The 19,231-nt window shown below is 61.2% G+C and carries 17 protein-coding genes and 1 pseudogene; 7 read left to right on the top strand and 11 right to left on the bottom strand.

Features of this window, described 5'->3' with window-relative positions:
* The first annotated feature begins 1 nt into the window (after nt 1).
* On the top strand, nt 2–904 hold the full coding sequence (locus C8K58_RS25765) for a LysR family transcriptional regulator (protein ID WP_027603529.1): 903 nt from the start codon (nt 2–4) through the stop codon (nt 902–904).
* Between the two features lie 152 nt (nt 905–1,056).
* Here the strand turns inward: C8K58_RS25765 and C8K58_RS25760 are convergent, their stop codons facing one another.
* Nucleotides 1,057–2,886, bottom strand: coding sequence for a methyl-accepting chemotaxis protein (locus tag C8K58_RS25760; protein ID WP_371921658.1), 1,830 nt, complete (start codon nt 2,884–2,886; stop codon nt 1,057–1,059).
* A gap of 488 nt (nt 2,887–3,374) precedes the next feature.
* On the opposite strand from C8K58_RS25760, the gene C8K58_RS25755 reads away from it, so the two are divergent.
* From C8K58_RS25755 to C8K58_RS25735, 5 genes are all read left to right on the top strand, one after another.
* Nucleotides 3,375–3,833 (top strand): (2Fe-2S)-binding protein, encoded by a 459-nt coding sequence (locus C8K58_RS25755; RefSeq protein ID WP_027603527.1) that lies wholly within the window; start codon nt 3,375–3,377, stop codon nt 3,831–3,833.
* Complete coding sequence (locus C8K58_RS25750; protein WP_108574581.1) at nt 3,833–6,064, top strand: molybdopterin cofactor-binding domain-containing protein; 2,232 nt, start codon at nt 3,833–3,835, stop codon at nt 6,062–6,064. The genes C8K58_RS25755 and C8K58_RS25750 overlap by 1 nt, the downstream gene beginning before the upstream one ends.
* A gap of 16 nt (nt 6,065–6,080) precedes the next feature.
* Nucleotides 6,081–7,421, top strand: coding sequence for a cytochrome c (locus C8K58_RS25745; protein WP_108574580.1), 1,341 nt, complete (start codon nt 6,081–6,083; stop codon nt 7,419–7,421).
* A 339-nt stretch (nt 7,422–7,760) separates the two neighbouring features.
* Complete coding sequence (locus tag C8K58_RS25740) at nt 7,761–8,042, top strand: BrnT family toxin (protein WP_027603524.1); 282 nt, start codon at nt 7,761–7,763, stop codon at nt 8,040–8,042.
* Between the two features lie 3 nt (nt 8,043–8,045).
* Complete coding sequence (locus tag C8K58_RS25735) at nt 8,046–8,393, top strand: BrnA antitoxin family protein (protein WP_027603523.1); 348 nt, start codon at nt 8,046–8,048, stop codon at nt 8,391–8,393.
* A gap of 41 nt (nt 8,394–8,434) precedes the next feature.
* On the opposite strand, the pseudogene C8K58_RS25730 reads toward C8K58_RS25735, so the two are convergent.
* Nucleotides 8,435–8,593 (bottom strand): annotated as a pseudogene (locus C8K58_RS25730) (C4-dicarboxylate transporter DctA); the annotation flags it as partial.
* 169 nt (nt 8,594–8,762) lie between these two features.
* Between C8K58_RS25730 and C8K58_RS25725 the strand changes: the two are divergent.
* Nucleotides 8,763–9,014: a hypothetical protein gene (locus tag C8K58_RS25725; protein WP_108574611.1), complete on the top strand. Its 252-nt coding sequence runs from the start codon at nt 8,763–8,765 to the stop codon at nt 9,012–9,014.
* Between the two features lie 105 nt (nt 9,015–9,119).
* On the opposite strand, the gene C8K58_RS25720 is transcribed toward C8K58_RS25725, so the two are convergent.
* The 9 genes from C8K58_RS25720 to C8K58_RS25680 all read right to left on the bottom strand — a co-directional run bounded on the left by C8K58_RS25720 (nt 9,120) and on the right by C8K58_RS25680 (nt 19,133).
* Entirely contained in the window at nt 9,120–10,616 is a 1,497-nt protein-coding gene (locus C8K58_RS25720) for an aldehyde dehydrogenase (RefSeq protein WP_098479836.1), read from the bottom strand.
* Nucleotides 10,616–11,518 carry a dihydrodipicolinate synthase family protein gene (locus C8K58_RS25715; RefSeq protein WP_098479837.1) on the bottom strand — a complete coding sequence of 301 codons (903 nt, stop codon included), beginning with the start codon at nt 11,516–11,518 and terminating at the stop codon, nt 10,616–10,618. Before C8K58_RS25715 ends, C8K58_RS25720 begins: the two co-directional genes overlap by 1 nt.
* Nucleotides 11,519–11,554: 36 nt before the next feature.
* The gene (locus tag C8K58_RS25710; protein WP_098479838.1) at nt 11,555–12,886 is read right to left on the bottom strand and encodes an MFS transporter; all 1,332 of its coding nucleotides are present in this window, start codon (nt 12,884–12,886) and stop codon (nt 11,555–11,557) included.
* A 161-nt stretch (nt 12,887–13,047) separates the two neighbouring features.
* Nucleotides 13,048–14,367, bottom strand: a complete 1,320-nt coding sequence (locus C8K58_RS25705; RefSeq protein ID WP_098479839.1) for an FAD-binding oxidoreductase — start codon at nt 14,365–14,367, stop codon at nt 13,048–13,050.
* An 84-nt stretch (nt 14,368–14,451) separates the two neighbouring features.
* The gene (locus C8K58_RS25700; protein ID WP_098479840.1) at nt 14,452–15,174 is read right to left on the bottom strand and encodes a GntR family transcriptional regulator; all 723 of its coding nucleotides are present in this window, start codon (nt 15,172–15,174) and stop codon (nt 14,452–14,454) included.
* Between the two features lie 222 nt (nt 15,175–15,396).
* Nucleotides 15,397–16,242, bottom strand: a complete 846-nt coding sequence (locus tag C8K58_RS25695; RefSeq protein WP_098479841.1) for a proline/glycine betaine ABC transporter permease — start codon at nt 16,240–16,242, stop codon at nt 15,397–15,399.
* Nucleotides 16,239–17,087: a proline/glycine betaine ABC transporter permease gene (locus C8K58_RS25690; protein WP_098479842.1), complete on the bottom strand. Its 849-nt coding sequence runs from the start codon at nt 17,085–17,087 to the stop codon at nt 16,239–16,241. The genes C8K58_RS25695 and C8K58_RS25690 overlap by 4 nt, the downstream gene beginning before the upstream one ends.
* Nucleotides 17,084–18,196, bottom strand: a complete 1,113-nt coding sequence (locus C8K58_RS25685; RefSeq protein ID WP_108574579.1) for a glycine betaine/L-proline ABC transporter ATP-binding protein — start codon at nt 18,194–18,196, stop codon at nt 17,084–17,086. Before C8K58_RS25685 ends, C8K58_RS25690 begins: the two co-directional genes overlap by 4 nt.
* An 88-nt stretch (nt 18,197–18,284) precedes the next feature.
* Nucleotides 18,285–19,133, bottom strand: coding sequence for a glycine betaine ABC transporter substrate-binding protein (locus C8K58_RS25680; RefSeq protein WP_098479844.1), 849 nt, complete (start codon nt 19,131–19,133; stop codon nt 18,285–18,287).
* Between the last annotated feature and the right edge of the window lie 98 nt (nt 19,134–19,231).

Here is a 19,231-nt window from a genome sequence, read left to right as displayed (position 1 = left end):
AATGTTCGAACTGACACAACTGCGCTGCTTCACCACCGTGGCCACCGAGCTGAATTTTCGCCGCGCCGCCGAACGCCTGAACATGACCCAGCCGCCCCTCAGCCGGCAGATCCAATTGCTCGAACATCATCTGGGCGTAGAGCTGTTTACCCGCACCACCCGCAGCGTCGCCCTCACCGCCGCCGGGCGCGCATTTTTCATCGAGGCGCAGAACCTGCTGGAGCGCGCTCAGCAGGCAGCCGTGACCGCCCGGCGGTTTGCCGAGGGCGATATCGGCACGGTGAATATCAGCTTCGTCGGCAGCGCGGTGTATGAGTTTTTGCCCAGGGTGATTGCCGAGGCAAGGCTCAAGCAGCCCCAGGTCAGGATCGACCTCTCGGAGATGAACACCTACCAGCAATACGAAGCCCTGCGTGCGCGGCGCATCGACCTGGGCATCGTCCGCGCGCCCCTGCTGGAACCCGGTTATGCCACCGAATGCCTGGTGCGCGAGCCCTTCGTGCTGGCGGTGCCGAGCAGCCATCGACTGGCCAGTGCCGACAGCGTCAGCGTCCACGACCTCGACGCCCAGCCCTTCCTGATGTACGCCCATGCGGCCTACCCGCCGTTCAACGAACTGCTTACCGGCCTGCTGCGCTCGGCCCGTGTCGCCCCCGAATATGTGCAGTGGCTGGGCTCGTCCCTGACCATCCTGGCCCTGGTCAACGCCGGCATGGGCTTGGCGCTGGTACCGCGTTGCGCCAGCAGCGTGGTGTTCAAGAACGTGGTGTTTCGCGATATCGACCTGGGCGAAGGCGCGCAAAGTGAACTGCACCTGATCTGGCGCGAGAACAATGACAACCCGGCGTTCGCGATGTTGCTGGAGGGGATTCGCAGTGCGGTGCGTGACGGCTGGGCGGACTGACTGCAGGAGCAGGCTTGGACGACATCAAGGCCTTGCTGCCATCCATCCATCGCCACCAAACAACTGTGGCAGGGGGCTTGCTCCCGATAGCGGAGTGTCAGTCACTGTAGAGGTCGACTGACCCACCGCCATCGGAGCAGGCCGCCCTCGCCTCATGCCACCTTGAACCGATTGACCAGCCGCTGCTGGTGCTCGGCCAGGCGCGCCAGTTCCTGGCTGGTGATTGCGGTTTGCTCGGCGCCGGCACTGACCTGGATGACCAGGTCGTTGATCTCGTTGACGTTACGGTTGATGTCTTCTGAAACCGCACTCTGCTCTTCGGCCGCCGAAGCAATCTGCAGGTTGCGATCACTGATACTGGCCACGCCTTCGGCGATCTCCAACAACAATTCACCCGCACGTTCGACCTTGCGCGCGCCGTCCTGGGCCTTGCCCAGAGTCTCCTGCATGGACGAGCTCGCCCGATCCGAACCACTTTGCAGGTTGCTGATCATCTGCTGAATGTTCCCGGTGGACTCCTGGGTCTTCTGCGCAAGTACCCGCACCTCGGACGCCACCACGGCAAATCCGCGCCCATGATCCCCCGCCCGCGCCGCTTCGATGGCCGCGTTCAAGGCCAGCAGGTTGGTTTGCTCGGCAATGCCGCGAATGACGTCGAGCACGGAGGAAATCCCATCGCTTTCCTGCTTGAGTTCACCAATGATCAGCGCGGTGTCCTCGGCCTGCCCCGAGAGCTGGCGGATCAGGGTGATGGTGCCTTCGATCTCGGTGCGTCCTTGGGTGGTGCTGGTATTGACCCGCTGCGACAGCTGCGCCGCATCGTTGGTGCTGTGCGCCACCTCGCGCACGGTGGCGCTCATCTGGTTGATCGCCGTGGCCACCAGTTCGGTGCTTTGACGCTGTTGCTCGACGCTCTGGCTGGTCTGCATCGTCACCGTGGAAGACTCCTCCGCCGCCGTTGCAACCTGCGCGGTGGCGTTGCCGATTTCCTGCACCACGCCACTGATCTCTTGCGCCATGCGGTTGAGGTTGCGCGAGATCTGACCGAATTCATCCTTGCTTTCATAAGTCGCCCGCGCGCTGAGATCGCGCTCTGCCAGGTCATTGAGCACGCGGTTGAGGTCGCGCACCGCCGAATCGATCATGCGGATGATCAGCCAGGACAACACCGCCACCGCCAGCAGGGACACGATCACCGCGCCAACGGTCAGCCACAGGGCGCGGCGGGCGTCATCCCGCTCGTGCATCGCCAGGCTGCTGACACTTTGGCCCAGGGCTTCCTCCACTTGGCTCATCAGGTCAATGCGTTGGGTAGAGGTTTCAAACCAGGCTTCGGGTTTGATCCCCAGCGCCTGCCCCATCGGCACCTCAAACGCCAGGCGCTGCAACTTGCCGACTTCGACGGCGGCAGGTTGTTGCATTTGCGTATCGAACTGCGCCAGCGAGGCCGCGGGCGCCTTGCGCCGGAACGCATCGTAATAGGCGCCGAACTCGCCCAGGTTGCGGCTGAAGCGCGACAACAGCGCCTCATCGAAATGCCCCTGGCTGAAGACCAGGCCCAGCACCACGCGCTCGCGCCCGGCCCGCTCTTTCATTTCGATAAATTGATTCAGGGCCCCCAGGGCGTAGACGATGGTCGCGTTGTTGACGCTCGCTTCCAGGGAATGGGTGTAACCGGTCAGCACTTGAATGATCTCGGTATACCGCGCGCCGGATTCGGTGCTGTTGATACTCAGCTTGTCGACCTGCCCACGCATCGCCGGCAACTGGTCCAGGGCCCGCAGGACGTTGTCCAGGTTCGCACCGCCGGAGGTGGACAAACCGCGCACCACCTCGACGGCCGCGCTGGAATCCCTGCGCATCTGCACCATCCGCTCGCCCATGGACTTGCCGCCACTGCCGAGGAACACGCCACTGGCACCACGCTCACGCTGCAAGGTGGTAATCAACTGGCTCAACTTCTGGGCGGTGGCGCTGGCCATCACCGTGGTGTTCATGTCGCGCAGCGTTTTGTAATTGTCCACCACAAACACGCCGGCCAGGGTCAGGAACCCGAGCATGGGCAGCAGCAGAATCAACAACAGTTTCAGACGCAGCGGAGCGTTCTTAAGCATTTCCCTAAAGCCTCATGTCCATGGATCAGACTGGCGCCTGTCACGCCAAGATAGTGGCGCCATAATATCACCCATGAAAACGGCGCTACCGCTCTCGGACGGTCATCTGGAGCCAATAGGGGGTTGTACTGACCCAGATCAATAAACCCTCACAAACCAATCGGCTGCCGGCCCCTGTGTTGATCGAGCACCTGCCTGACTGACTCAATCCTCTCGAATACTTGCCTGATCCTCCGAATGTTCGGTTTTTTCATGGATGGCCCTTGTGCCCTGATCTAGAGTTCGACAATGGGCGCCCATCGCCTTTCTTATAAGAAACACGCTATCCCGACCGATGATCAGCAGGTGAGCCAGCCATGGAATTACGCATCAATCAAAAGACCTATCAGGTCGACGCCGACGCCGACACGCCGCTGCTGTGGGTGATCCGCGATGACCTCGGGCTGACCGGCACCAAGTACGGCTGTGGCCTGGCCCAATGCGGCGCCTGCTCGGTGCTGGTGGACGGCAATGTCGTGCGTTCGTGCGTCACGCCGGTGGCCGGGGTGGTCGGGCGTGAGATCACCACCATCGAGGCCATCGAAGCTGATGAAGTGGGCAAGCGGGTGGTCAGTGCCTGGGTCGAGCATCAGGTGGCGCAATGCGGTTACTGCCAGTCCGGGCAGGTGGTGGCAGCCACCGCGCTGCTCAAGCACAGCCCCGCGCCGACCACTGCGCAAATCGACGCGGCCATGGTCAACCTGTGCCGCTGCGGCACCTACAACGCCATCCATGCCGCCATGCATGACCTGGCCGCCGGGAAGGAGAGCGCCTGATGAACACGCCATCCGTCATCCCCGGCCTCACCCTGGGCGAGCCGATCAACCTGTCGCGTCGACGCTTCCTCGCCAGCACGGCGGTGGGTGCACTGGTCATCGGTTTTGGCCTGCCACTGGGTTCGGCCAGGGTGCAGGCCGCTGCCGCCGCAGAACGCGGCACCCAGGTACCGGCGTTCCTGGAGATTCGCCCGGACGGTACGGTGCGCCTGCTCAGCCCCTTTATGGAAGGCGGCCAAGGTACCCACACCGCCATGGCGCAGATCGTCGGCGAAGAGCTGGATGCCGACCCCGCCACCTTTATCGTCGAAGCCGCGCCACCCGGTGAGGCCTATGTGGTGATGGAGAACGGCATGCGCATCACCGGCGGCAGCATGTCGGTGCGCATGAGCTACCCGGTCATGCGCCGCCTGGGCGCCCTCGCCCGCGCCATGCTGTTGCAGGCCGGCGCCGAGCAGCTTGGTGTGCCGGTGGCCCAACTGACCACCCAACCCGGCCGCGTGGTGCACGCCGCCTCCGGCCGTTCCCTGGGCTACGGCGAGTTGGCCGGCCGCGCCCTGGACATGCCGGTGCCCGACCCGGCCGGCATCACCCTGCGCGACCCGAGCCAGTTCCGCTGGATCGGCAAACCGGTCAAGCGCCTGGATGCCTATGACAAATCCACCGGCAAGGCGCAGTACAGCATCGACATCAAGGTCGACGGCATGCTCCACGCCGCCGTGCAGCACGCGCCGCGCCTGGGCATGACCGTGGGCAGCCTGCGCAATCAATCCCAGGTCGAAGCCATGAAAGGCGTGCACTCCGTGCACGTGCTGCCCGGCGCGGTGGCCGTGGTGGCCGAACGCTGGTGGCACGCCAAGCGTGCGGTGGAGGCGATCCAGGTCGACTGGCAGGAACCGACGGCCGACTCAAAAGTGCGCGGCATGCCCGCTGATTTTTCCAGCGACGGCTTTCGCGATTTCCTCGCGGCCCAGCAAGGCCCGGCCCGTGACGACGAGAACGAAGGCGATGTGGCCGGCGCGTTGAAAAACGCCAAGACCCAGGTCGAGGCCACCTACCACAACCAATACCTCAACCATGGGCAACTGGAGCCACCGTCAGCCCTGGCGCGCTTCAACCCCGACGGTTCGTTGGAGATCTGGCTGCCCAACCAGGCACCCGATCTTTTCCGCGCCGACATCGCCAAGCGCGCCGGGCTCGACCCCGCGCAGGTGACCCTGCACTCGCCGCTGCTGGGCGGTTTTTTCGGCCGGCACTTCCTGTATGACTCGGCCAGCCCCTACCCCCAGGCGATTGCATTGGCCAAGGCGGTGGGTCGTCCGGTCAAGCTGATCTGGAGCCGTGAGGAAGAGTTCCTGCGCGACGTGTTGCGCCCGGTGGCGGTGGTCAAGTTCCGCGCCGCGCTGGACGCCGACGGCCTGCCGGTGGCGATCGAAGCGGTGAGCGCCACCGAAGGCCCTACCGAGGCCATCGCCGGCAAGCAGGGCGAAAAACTCGACCCCACCGCCCTTGAAGGGTTGTCGGGCAAGAGCTACGCCATCCCCAACAAACGCATCGCGCAGATCTACGTCAAGGGCCCGGCCATGCTCGGCTACTGGCGTTCGGTGGGCAATTCGCTGAATGACTTCTTCTACGAAGCGTTCCTTGATGAGCTGGCGGACAAAGGCGGCCGCGATCCCTATGAGCTGCGCCTGCACCTGCTGCGCGACAACCCACGGCTGACCACCCTGCTCAAGGCCGTGGGCGAGTTGTCCGGTGGCTGGAAGCGTGGCCCCTACACCGCCGAAGACGGCACCCGGCGCGCACGCGGCGTGGCCATGGCCTCGCCGTTCGGCTCCCACGCGGCGGTGATCGCCGAAGTGTCGCTTGAAAACGGCCAGGTCAAGGTGCACCACATCTGGGAAGCCATCGACCCCGGCAGCATCGTCAACCCGGCGATTGTGCAAGCCCAGGTCAATGGCGCGGTGGCCTTGGGCTTATCGCAGACATTGCTGGAGGAAGCGGTGTACGTGGACGGTAAGCCACGGGCACGCAATTACGACCTTTACCCGATCCTGCCGCCCTCACGGATGGCGCAGGTACACGTGAAGATCGTCGAGAGTGGCGAGAAGATGGGCGGTATCGGTGAGCCGCCGCTGCCCGCCGTGGCACCGGCCGTGGCCAATGCGGTCGCGCAATTGACGGGGCAGCGAATTCGCAGCCTGCCATTAAGCCGATACACCTTCAGCTGACTCACAGGGAACGCCCATGAACAACCGTCGATTCGTAAGAACCGCAGGCTGGCTGGCGCTGCCCTGCCTGGTCGCGGCAGCCCTGCTGGCCTGGTATGTCACCCGCCAGCCCGCGTCACCGTTTGAGCAGGAACAGGCCGCCAGCGTCGACCCCGCACAGGTCAGTCGCGGCGAGTATGTCGCCCGCCTCAGTGACTGCGTCGCCTGCCACAGCCTGCCGGGCAAGGCGCCCTTCGCCGGGGGCCTGGAAATGGCCACGCCGCTGGGGGCGATTCACGCCACCAACATCACCCCGGACCGCACCCACGGCATCGGCACCTACAGCCTCGCCGACTTCGACCGTGCAGTGCGCCACGGCGTAGCACCGGGCGGCCGCCGGCTCTACCCGGCGATGCCCTACCCGTCTTACGCCAAGCTCAGCGACGACGATATCCGCGCGATGTATGCGTTCTTCATGCAAGGCGTACAACCGGCCAACGAGCCCAACATCCCCAGCGATATTCCCTGGCCGCTCAATCTGCGCTGGCCCATTGCCCTGTGGAACGGCCTCTTCGCGCCGACCGCCACTTACGCGGCCAAACCCAACCAGGACGCGCGATGGAACCGTGGCGCCTACATCGTCCAGGGCCCTGGCCACTGCGGCAGCTGCCACACGCCGCGCGGCCTGGCCTTCAACGAAAAAGCCCTGGACGAGTCCGGCAAGCCGTTCCTCGCCGGCGCCCTGCTCGACGGCTGGTACGCTCCGAGCCTGCGCCAGGACCCCAACACCGGCCTGGGGCGCTGGAGCGAGGCGCAGATCGTGCAATTCCTCAAGACCGGGCGCAACGCCCATGCGGTGGTCTACGGCTCGATGACCGAAGCGTTCAACAACTCCACGCAGTTCATGGAAGACGCCGACCTGGCCGCCATCGCCCGTTACCTCAAGTCACTGCCCGGCGACCCACAGCGTGACGGCACGCCCTGGCAGTACGTAGCCGCCGATACACGCCAGGACGTCCCCGGTGCCCACACCTACGCGACCCGCTGCGCCTCCTGCCATGGCCTTGACGGCAAGGGCCAACCCGAATGGATGCCACCCCTGGCCGGCGCCACCTCGGCATTGGCCAGGGAAAGCGCCTCGGCGATCAACATCACCCTCAACGGCTCACAGCGGGTAGTGGCCGCCGGCGTACCGGACGCCTACCGCATGCCGGCGTTTCGTGAGCAACTGTCCGATGCGGAAATCGCCCAGGTACTGACCTACGTGCGCAGCACCTGGGGCAACCACGGGGAGGCGATCGACGCCAAGGCAGTCGGCAAGCTGCGCGGGCATACCGACCCGGCCAGCAGCAGTCCGATTATTTTGCATATGCGTTAAAAGTCGCTGTCCTGATCTTTTCCCCGGCGTGGTCAGTGAAATGAGCATGCCGGGGAATAAGGGTTGATGTGAACAAACTTAGTATTGATCCGGCCCCGCGAACGTTGATCTGTCCGATTACTCACCTGTTCAAGCTCGCCTCTTCCGACAATCAAAACAGAATCCTTCTACGTAACGGATTAACCATTACGCACGGAAATATGTTGGCAACCTCAGCAAGATCGAGACCCAACTGACCGAGCGGAACATGGCAAATTCACACTACCGCTATTTATGGCGGGCCATCTTCCTGACTGACGGTTCCTTCAACCGCTTTTTCATACATATAAAGTATGCATAATGAAGACGTTCAGGATTCAATACGATGAGGCAAAAAACATCGCCAATCAGCAGAAGCACAAGGGCATAAGCCTGGCGGAGGCAGAGCCGGTGTTCAACGATGAGATCGCCCTGACGATACAAGACCACGATCACGATGAAGAGCGCTGGGTGACCATGGGCACTGACGCGAGGGGACGAATTTTGGTAGTGACATACACTTACCGCGATCCGAATTTCGTACGCGTTATCAGCGCCAGGCTCGCATCAAAAAATGAACGGCGCCGTTATCTGGAGGCTTGAACAATGAAAGACGAATACGATTTCACCCACAGCAAACGCGGTGCTGTCGCCAGCAACAAGGGCAAGACCCGCATCACCATCATGCTTGACGATGCGGTTATCGATGCCGCCCGTGAACGCGCAGAAAGCGCCGGTACGGGCTATCAAACCGTGATCAACAATCTGTTGCGTCAGGCGTTGATTTCGCAACAAGCACACAATCTGGCGCCCGCCCCAAAGAAGCGGGCTAAAACCCTGCAAGTTATCAACAATGGCATTAGCCTCTCTGAAGTTGAAGCACTGGAACAACAACTCATCGCTGTCGCTGGCGAGTTGAATCGCGTGCTGGGCACAGCCAAACCGGCCGATTGACCAAGGCTTTCTGCGACCTACCCCAACTCCCGCTTGAGTGGCTAACGGTCCAGCGCCCCATCCCAGCGGGCAATGAACAGGGTGGCCACGCCGTTGCCGATCACATTGATCAGTGCACCGCCTTCGGAGCTAAACCGGTAGACGCCCAGTACCAGCACCAGACCTGCTGCCGGTATCACATAGATCGAGCCGAGCGTGCGGCCCGCCCCCGAACTAATTTGAACGAACCCCCACGTTTATCCATCAACATTGAAGGACCTATCAGACACGAGAACGGCTTGTGTCGCTCCTACGCGAGCAACGAACCCGGCGGCCTCGACCAGGCCCCTGCACTCTTCGCTCGCACATGACGACCTTGGGGTGAAGGCCATGGCAGCGAATAGGCGTGAAGCGTCGAAACAAACCGGCTGGGAAGCAGAGCTGGCCACAAACACCGAACTGTTCTACGAGGCCGACCGCCTGGAAACACAGGCCTACGCCATCATAGGCAGCAGCCTGGCCGACGCCGGTGACTGGCTGCGCTTTACCGAAGCGAAACAGCTAGCCGATGCAAAGCGCACCGAGGCGTATCAGGACCTGATGCGGATCCGGCGCGGCATGGAGGCTGCGCGCTCCGACTGAGGCCTCCGGGCGTGCAGCGGCGGGTGAGCTGCCCTCGCCCTGCTCCGCTGACACAGACGCCCCGCCCCTGCGTTGAGCGTTGAAGCGAGGCGCTGCCTGTGTGTCTCAGCCTTGGGACACGTCGATCCAGATGGTCTTGATCTCGGTGTATTGGTCATGGGCCCAGATGGATTTGTCACGCCCACCGAACCCTGACTGCTTGTAGCCGCCGAATGGGGTGGAGGCGTCGCCTTCGCCAAAGCAGTTGACGGTGACAATGCCGGCGCGGATCTCGCGGGAGAGCTTGATCGCGTTGCGCAGGTTGTCGGTATAGACCGATGCGGCCAGGCCGTAGATCGTGTCGTTGGCCAAGGTGATGGCTTCTTCCAGGGTATTGAACGTCGTGACGGTCAGCACCGGCCCGAAGATCTCTTCCCTGAACAGCAGGCTGTCGGCACCTACCCCATCGACCACGGTCGGTTGCACGTAAATGTCGTATTCGGTCTTGCCTCCGAAGACCACGCGCAGTTGTTCGTTGCCGGCCTGTACCAGGTATGAACTGACTTTATCGAAGTGCGCTTTGCTGACCATCGAACCCAATCGGTTGTCCGGATCAAGCGGGCTGCCCATCTTCCAGGCCTGCAGTTGCACGCCTATGCGCCTGAGCAGTTCATCCTTGATATCGGCGTGGACGATCAGGCGCGAAGACGCCGAGCAGTTTTCCCCCATATTCCAGAACGAACCGTTGACGATATGCCCCGCCACCAGATCCAGGTCGGCCACATCGTTCATGACCACGGCCGGGTTTTTACCACCGAGTTCAAGCACGATGCGCTTGAGGTTCGATTCTGCCGCGTACTGCAAGAACAGGCGGCCGGTGTCGGTGGAACCGGTGAAGCTGACCATGGTGACATCCATGTGACGACCCAACGGCTCGCCCACTTCGCGACCACCACCGGAGACCACGTTGAACACGCCATCCGGAATGCCGGCCTGGGACGCCAGCTCGGCGACGCGTAACGCCGTCAACGTGGTCTCCTTGGCAGGCTTGACCACAATCGAACAACCGGCCGCGAGCGAGGGAGCAATTTTCCAGGCCAGCATCAGCAGCGGGAAATTCCACGGCAGCACCAGGCCGACCACGCCGATGGCTTCGCGCACCACCAGGGTCAGTGCATCGTGGCCGACCGGGGCGGTGTTGTCGTAGATCTTGTCGATCAGTTCGGCGTGCCAGCGGATCATGTGGATGGTTTCCGGCACGTCAGTCAGCTGGCATTCACGCACCGGCTTGCCACTGTCGAGGCTTTCGAGCACGGACAATTCGTGGGCGTGCTGCTCCAGCAGGTCCGCAAAGCGCAGCAGCACTTTCTTGCGTGTGCCAGGGCTGAGCGTGTGCCAGCGGCCATCGTCGAAGGCCTGCTTGGCCGAGGCCACGGCAACATCCACATCGTCGCTGTTGCACGCGGTGATTTGCGCCAGCACTTCGCCGGTGGCAGGGTTGGTGGTGGTAAAGGTCTTGCCCGAACCTGAGGTGTAGGACGCGCCATTGATGAAAGACGTAGTGGGGAATTTCATGTCCTTTGCAATCGCGGCGTATTCGACGGCACTGAGCAGTTGGGTCATCATGCACCTCCAACGATGTGGGCAACGTCGCGCTTGAGGGTGGTAATGACCTGCTCCAGCGCGTGCTTTTCATGTTCGTAGAGCGGTTGCAGCGGCGAACGCACGCTGCCGGTACGCAGGCCGTTTAAAGCGCAACCGGCCTTGATGGCCTGGACGAATTTGCCGCCTTCGAGGAAGTCCATCAACGGCATGAACGCGCCCATGATCCTGCGGCCTTTGTCGAAGTCTTTTTCGATCACGCAGGCTTCATACAGCGCGATGTGCTCACGCGGCACAAAGTTGGAACCGGCGCACACCCAACTGCGCGCGCCCCAGGCGAAGAACTCCAGGGCCTGGTCATCCCAGCCACAGGACAGGGCGATGTTCGGGTATTGTGTGGCCAGGCGATGCACCTGGGCCATGTCGCCTGAACTTTCCTTGATGGCCACGACGTTTTTTGAGGTGGATACGGCCTTGAAGTACTCGTCACCCATATTCACGCTCATCCGGCCCGGGTAGTTATAAAGCATGATCGGCAGGTCGGCGGCCTTGTCGACGGTCAACGCGTGGATGGCGTTTTCCTGCTCGGTCGGTAACGCATAAGGCGGCGAGCCGACGAGGATCGCATCGGCCTTGATCGCACGCGCCGCCTTGGCATATTCCACCGAGTCTTCGGTACGGATGGCGCCGGTACCGATCACCAGGGGCAGGCGATTGCCGATCACTTCCCTGGCGTGCCGGGCCAGCTCAACGCGCTCCTGAGCGGTGTGCGCGTAGTATTCACCGGTGGAGCCACCGATGATGATGCCGTGGACCTTGGATTCGATCAGGTATTCAAGGACGTCGGCGAACGCCGCGTTGTCGATCTGGCCGGCAGCGGTCAGCGGGGTGATGGCCGGTGTATAGATGCCTTCAAACTTCATGAGTGTCTCTCCAACAGTAAAAGGGATGTTTTCAACTCAGCGGCTTAACGCCGCTGCATCGCGCAAGTTCAAGGAACGTGTTTCAGGCGCCATGGCCCAGGCCGCAGCCAGGCCGATAAAGGTCACGCCGGCCGCGACATACATGGTGTTGCCGATACCCAATGTATGCAGGGACAGCGGGACCAGATACGTACCCACGGCCGCGCCGACCCGCGACAACGAGGTGCCGATGCCGACGGCAAAGGCGCGGATTTCCGTGGGGAACAATTCATTCGGGTAAACCAGTTGCAGCACTTGTGCGCCGCCGATGAACACGGCGTAGGCGCCAAACAGCAACAGCACCAGCACTTCATGGCTGTTGGAAAAGGCCGCCAACAGCAACAGCGCAAGCCCTGACCAGAGGAAGCTGTGGATCAACATGCTGCGCCGGCCAAGGGTGTTGATCAGCCGGGTTGCCAGCACGCAACCGACCACAAACAGCAGCGTGATGAACATCGAGCCATAAGAGGCCCATTCACCTTTCAAGTTGAGCGCCAGCAGTACCTTAGGGGCGAACGCGTACACCGCGAACACGGGAATGATCGAGCAGGACCAGAACACCGAGACAAAGAACAGGCGCTTGCCATAACCGGAGCGCAGCAGGTCGCACAAGGTCATCTTGCGTTCGTCAGGCTGCTCCGGCAGGTCCCGCAGCGAATAGTGCGGCCCGTAGATTCGCTTGATGACCTGATCGGCTTCGGCATCGCGGCCCTTGCTGAGTAACCAGCGCGCCGACTCCGGGGTGCCCAGGCGCAGGACAAGCAGCGCCAGGCCGATCACCGAGGCACTCGCCAACGCATAGCGCCAGGCATCATCGGTACCGGTGTTGAGGATCGCGTTGCCGACCACGTAGGCAAAGGCCGCACCGGCGAACCAAAGGATGGTCAGCGCGGCGAGACGCGGCCCGCGTTGTTGTTTCGGGAGGAACTCCACCAACAGCGAAGTGGCGACCGGGTATTCAATGCCGACCGCCAGGCCGATGATGAAACGCAAGATAAATAACGCCCACGCCGACTCGACCCAGAACTGCGCCAGCGAACACACGATAAATAGCGACGGGCCCATGAAATAGACTTTCTTGCGACCTAATTTATCGGTCAGCCAGCCGCCGATAAAACCGCCAAAGAACACGCCGATCAACGCCGAAGCGGCAATCAGGCCTTGCCAGAACTCGCTGAGCTGCAAGGCGCCGGCTAATTGCACCATGGCAATACCGATAATACTTAATACATAACCATCGACAAAAGAACCCCCCCCCGAACGCACGGTTAGCAGGCGGTGAAAGTTATTAAGCGGTACATCTTCAACTGAGGCATTCGGACTTGTCATTATTGTCTCCTACTTCGCTTAGTTCATTCGCCGAGGTACGGCGCACACTTGAAATTCAGGCGAATGAAAGCCGTCTCAATCAGAAACCGCAGTCGCAAGCGCCTGCTGTTTACTCATTGATAGATTAAGTTCGGTATTGCCTATCTAGCGTGTTGCGACGCTCAACTTTCCTGGCCGGCGCGGCTTTGTCCCCATAGCAAGTTCATGTTCACACCCGCTGACAACAGAGGTTCCGGTGGGTTTCTGCTCGGTCCCGGGGACGTCAACAGGAAGTCCACCAAATGATTGGTGTTGCCCGCCAGCCAATCGGCCAGCAAGGTGCCGGTGACGGTGCCACGGGTTACACCGAGGCCATTGCAGCACAGGGCGCCGTAGACGTTTTTGGCCAATTCGCCGAAGTGCGCCATATGGTTGCGCGACAGGCTGAGGGAACCGCCCCAGGTGTATTCGAAATTGACCTCGCGGTGCAGCGGGAACCGCCGGTCGAAGGACGCTTTATGCCGTTTTACGAAGCGCTGCAGGTACTTGGGATTGCTGCGCCCATCGGCGTTGAAACTGAAGCTGTTGCGCACCAGCAGGCGGTTATCGACGGTACGGCGCAGCGTGGTGCCAAACGGATCGGCGGGGATCACGCCCCAGGAGGCCTGCCCACCGAGGCGTGCTTGTTCTTCTTCGGTCAACGGTCGGGTCAGGCTGGCATAGGTGAAGATCGGCAGCATGCGGCTTTTGAGGAAGCCGAAACTCATGGCGAAGGCGTTATTCGTCAGCAAAAGCTTGTCGGCGATGATGCGCCCGTGGGGGTGGATCAGCACGGTTTTGTCGCCGTACTCTACGGCAGTAATCGGCGTGTTTTCGTAGAGCGTCACATTGGACGGCAGGCTGTCCGCCAGGCCTTTGACCAGCGCCGCCGGCTGCACCAGCGCAGTACCGGGGGTGAACAATGCCTTGCGATAGAAACCGGTGCCGATGTGGCTGGGCAAGTCATTGGCTTCGATCACCTGGTAGGGCTGGCCAAGCTTATCGAGGCCCCTGCGATAGGCGTCCAGCACGGCAATGCCACGGTCTTCGACGGCGGCCTGATACTTGCCGCAGTCGCGCCACTGGCAGCGGATGCCGTGTTGCTCCACCAGCGCACGCAGCATGGATTGCCCGGCGAGGTTCAGCTCCATGCTGATCCTGGCGGTGGCGATATCGCCGATATAGTCTTCGGCACCAATGTCATGGGGCAGGTCAATGGCGAAGCCTGCGTTGCGCCCGGAGGCGCCGTAACCCACTTCCTGCGCTTCGATCAGCACGATCTCGTCATCCGGAAAATTCAGCGCCAACTGGCGTGCTGCAGCCAGGCCGGTGAACCCCGCCCCGACCACTGCCCAGCGGGCCGTCCGCATGCCGCTATGGGCCGGGCGTGCCACGCGAGGGGGGCTGAGGTGAAACCAGCCACAGGTTGAATCGTCTGCCGGTGTGTTTCTGATGAGTGCCATTTTCGCGACCTGGGTTCTTTTATAGTTGTAAGTATTAAAAGCTGCCCGTCTGTTGATCGCATCACACTGGCCGTCATTGAGGGATCAGTAGTTAAGCGTCACATCCAGGCCTTCGGGGGCCGCGTACTCAGACATCCGCCGACGGGACAGTTCGAGGTGGGCCCGCACGATTTCACCGGCCAAGACCGGGTCGTGGTTTTCGATTGCGCTGATCATGTCGTCATGCTGTCGGGCGGCCACTTCCAGGTCTTCCTGCATGTCCACCGTGGTGGGGTGGCGGTAGAAGATTTTGCCCAGGCGAGCGTGGTCGATCAGCAGGCGCTGCAAGCTCGGCATCAGGTAGGCGTTGTGGGCCATCTTGCCGATTTGCAGGTGGAATTCGTCGTTGTAGAGCACACGCTTCTCAACATCTTTTTCCTCGATGGCGGAACGGAAAAACGCTTGTATCCGCTTTAACTCCACCACCTCCGCCGGCGTTGCGTGGGAGCAGGCCAATTGCGTGGTCGCGATATAGATCAACGGCGCCGCCAGGAAAAAACTGCGCAGCGACTGGTAGCTCATCGCCGAGACCCGGGCAGCGCGGTTAGCTTCAAGGTCGATGTACCCTTCTGCCGCCATCTGCCGCATCAGTTCACGCACAGGTGGGCGCGACAAACCGAACTCGTCGCACAGGGCCAACTCATCCACCACGGCGCCCGGCGCCAGTTCCATGCTGAGAATGCGGCGGCGCAGCGCCTCGCCCAATACCGCCTTGCGGTCAACGGGCGACTCGGCGGGAGCCTGCAGATCGAGTTCTTTCGTAGCCATCGTGAAAACCTTCCTGGGATTAAGTGAACACGGTCTACTACCTGTATTCGCACTATAAAACAACAATATTCTTAATGTCTACAATTTATATACACAACTAAAATAGAAACCAAGGCCCAGTATCCATGCGGCTTTGAGGGTATTTTCCTGGTGAATATTCGGGGCCAACAGTGACAACAACAGGCACCTTAATACTGGCTGGAGAGGTGGCGTTCCAGGGCATCACGTACGACGCGCCTGGCGCTGCAAGGCACCGCGTGACAGGCGATCGAGCAACAAGGCCACGGCCACAATGGCCAGACCTGCACGCAGGCCCAGTCCCATTTCCATACGTGTCAGCCCGCGCGTTACTTCGGCGCCCAGTCCACCTGCCCCCACCAGACCTGCAAGCACCACCATCGCCAGCGACAACAGGATGCATTGGTTCAATCCCACCAGCAGCGTGGGCGCCGCCGTGGGCAATTCGATCTTGAACAGGATATGCCGTGGCGACGCGCCCATGGCCTGGCCTAGCTCCAGCAGGTCCTTGGGCAGTTGCTTGAAGGCCAGCGTGGTTAAGCGCAGCATCGGCGGGATGCCATAGACGATGGTGGCGATAATTGCCGGCACACGGCCCAGGCTGAACAGCATCACCGCCGGAATCAGGTACACCCACGGCGGCACGGTTTGCATGATATTGAGGATCGGCAGCAACGCTGCGTCCACACGCTTGACCCGCGCGGCCAGGATGCCCAGGGGGAAGGCGATGCTCACCGAAATCAGCACCGCCACCGAGACCAGCGCGATGGTCTGCATCGACGCCACCCACAGCCCGGCGAACAGGCAGAACGCCAACATCCACCCGGCGAATACGGCAACGCGCCAGTTGGCGAAGACCCAGGCCAACAGCACCACCACGGCAATCAACACGTAGGCATGGGGCGCGAGCAGGCAGCCCTCGATTGCGCCCAAGCAGGCCTCGATAACCTTGCTGATTACCACGAACAAGCCATGCAGGTTGGCATTCAGCCAATCGATGGCGGGCGCCAGGAACGCACCTGGCGAAAACCGCAAATCCTGCAGGTTCATTGGCTTGCTCCCTCGCGCGACTCGGCGGCACTCTGGGCGAGACGGTCGAGAATCATGGTGAGGATGACGATGGCCAGCGCTGCGTTGATCGACTTGGCGATGTCCAGGGTACGGACGGCGCCGTAGATCGATTCGCCGAGCCCGCCGGAACCAACGATCCCGGCGATCACCACCATGCCGAACGCCATCATCAGGCTTTGATTGACCCCTGCCATGATGCTCGGCATGGCGAAGGGCAAGCGGATCTTGAAAAACATCTGCCAGCCGGTGACACCACTGGCTTCACCCAACTCGATGAACTCCTTGGGCGTCATGCGGATCCCCAGGGCTGTCAGGCGCAACGCCGGTGGTACCGCGACGATAAAAGTCGCCAGCAGTGCCGTCGCAGGGCCGTAACCGAGCAACGCGATGGCCGGCAACAGGTAGATATAGGGAGGCAGGGTCTGCACCAGGTCCAGGCAGGGGTCGACCACTCGATCGAATCTCGGCGCCAGCCCTGCCAGTACGCCCAGCGGCACGGCAACCAGCAGCGCCAGCACCGTCGCCGTGAGCACCAACGCCAAGGTACTGACCGTCTCGAACCACAAACCAATGAACGCACATACCAGCAATGCAAGCATCGACAACACGCCGAAACGAGCGCCCACCATGCGCCAGCCCAGCAGGCCGATCAGCACGGCAATCACATAAAAGGGCGGTGTGCCGATGCACCATGCCACCCCTTTGAACACCCCCGAGAGCAACGCATTGGCAGCGTCGAAGAATGACTCACCGTTGTCCTGCAGCCACATCAGGCCCGAATCCACGGCAGCGTCGAACTGTACCGAAAAGTCTGGAATACTCATGCCAAGGGCTCCAGAAACGGGGCGGTGGCGTGGGCATCATTGGGAATGCCCTGCACGCCGCGCAGCAGGTCCTTGGCTGTGATGATACCGACCACCACACCCTGCTCGACTACTGCCAGCGGCTCAAGGTTGGCGCCGATAGTCAGACCGATCAGCGCGTTGATATCGGCATCCAACGACGTCTGCGTCAAGCGCGAAAAATCGCATTGCGCAAAGGCCTGCGTGTAGATCGCCACCGGCGTCATCACCGAATGCGCCTTGACCAAGTGCAAGCGTGAAATGCCTGCGACGAACTCGGCCACATAGTCATCGGCCGGGTTCAACACGATCTCTTCGGCGGTGCCGACCTGAATAATCACCCCGTCCTTCATAATGGCGATGCGATCACCGATACGGATCGCCTCTTCCAGGTCGTGGGTGATAAATACCGCAGACTTGCCCAGTTCCTTGGTGAGCTGGCGGAACTCGTCCTGCAGTTGACGACGGATCAGCGGGTCGAGTGCACTGAACGGTTCGTCCATCAGGATAATCTCAGGGTCCGCGGTCAGTGCCCGCGCCAACCCGACACGTTGTTGCATGCCGCCCGACAACTCGCTGGGATAACGCGATGACCAGTCAGTGAGGCCGACCTTGGCCAACGCACGTTCGGCCACCTGGTACCGCTCGGCCTTGCCCACGCCCTGTACTTCCAGGCCGAAGGCGGTGTTTTCCAGCACCGTGCGGTTGGGCAACAGCGCCACACTCTGGAACACCATGCCGATATGCCGGGCTCGTACTTCCCGTAGCTGTGCGGGGGACAATGCGGACAAATCCTTACCCTTGACCAGCACCTTGCCGGCGCTGGGGGTGATCAACTTGTTAAGCAACCGAATCAGGGTCGATTTGCCACTGCCGGACAACCCCATGATGCAAAAAATCTCACCGCGGCGAACCTGCAGACTTACATCCGACACCCCGACCACGCAGCTGAAATCCTGCAGGACCTGGGTTTTGCCAAGGCCCTTGTGCACCACCGCCTCCATCGCTGCCTTGGCATTCTGACCGAAGATCTTCCAGACCGACTGGCAATCCACAAGCACTTCGTTAATGTCGATTTTGAACGTTGTCATTTCTAAGCCTATTGAACCAGTCGAGCTGGTTTTTCTAATTGATCAGAGCGCTTTTTCAGAACGTGGCAGTGGCAAAGAACAGCAGTGCTTATTGTTTGATATTGGCCCAGCGCTTCATCAGGTCGGCGTGCTTGTCGGCCCAGCCGGCGACGGCCTGGTCCATGGTCTTGCCATCCTTGACGTCGCCGTTGATGGCGGTGATATCGGCCAGGGGTACATACACGCTGGCGATGACTTCACGGGCGTGGGGGTATTCGGCAGCGAAACCTTTATGCCCGATCCAGTAGTAAGCCTGCGGCGGAGCGAAAGAACCCTTGGGATCCTTGAGGAACTTGAGGTCGAACTTCTGGGCCATCCACGACGGCTCCCAGATGGTCACGGCAACCCACTCTTTGCGGTCGACGGCGGACTTCAGGGCGGCGGTCATGGCGGCGGTGCTGCCTTCAAGCAATTGCAGCTTGAAGCCATAATCCTTCACCGCTTTGTTGGCATCGCTCATCAAGCCTGAACCGGGTTCGATGCCGATGATCTTGCCGCCAAACTTGTCGGCGTTGTCGTTGAGTTGCTCCAGCGAATCGATGTCTACGTACTTGGGTACCGCGATGGCCTGGTACAAGCCATAGGAAACCGGAGAGAGTTTTTCCAGGCGGTTCTTGTTCTTGTTCCAGTAATCCTGGGTGGCGTAATCGGTCTGCGAAGCCAGGACTTGTACGTCGCCCTTGGTCAACGCCGCATACGCGATGCCGATCTCGGAAAACTCCACCACTTTCACGGTATAGCCCGCGTTCTCCAGCACTTTTCGGGTGATGCCGGTAATCGGCGTCAGATCCTCCCAGGACATGGTCCCGACAGTGATGGTTTTTTCTTCCGCCTGCACAGGCAGAACCACCATCCCCACCAGCGCAATCGCACAAACGGTTTTCCAGAATTTCTTCATGGCGTGCCTCGATCTCGTTCTATTTTTAGTTTCAAACCTCTGATTGCCAGAGGCAGGGGTGATGCGACAACAAGGGGCGCAGCGTTGGAAAAAGCTGC

Source organism: Pseudomonas sp. GV047 (genome assembly GCF_003058245.1).
Classification (GTDB): Bacteria; Pseudomonadota; Gammaproteobacteria; order Pseudomonadales; family Pseudomonadaceae; genus Aquipseudomonas; species Aquipseudomonas marginalis.
The sequence above is the reverse complement of the archived record's forward strand: the minus strand, read 5'-3'. Positions and strand labels throughout refer to the sequence as shown.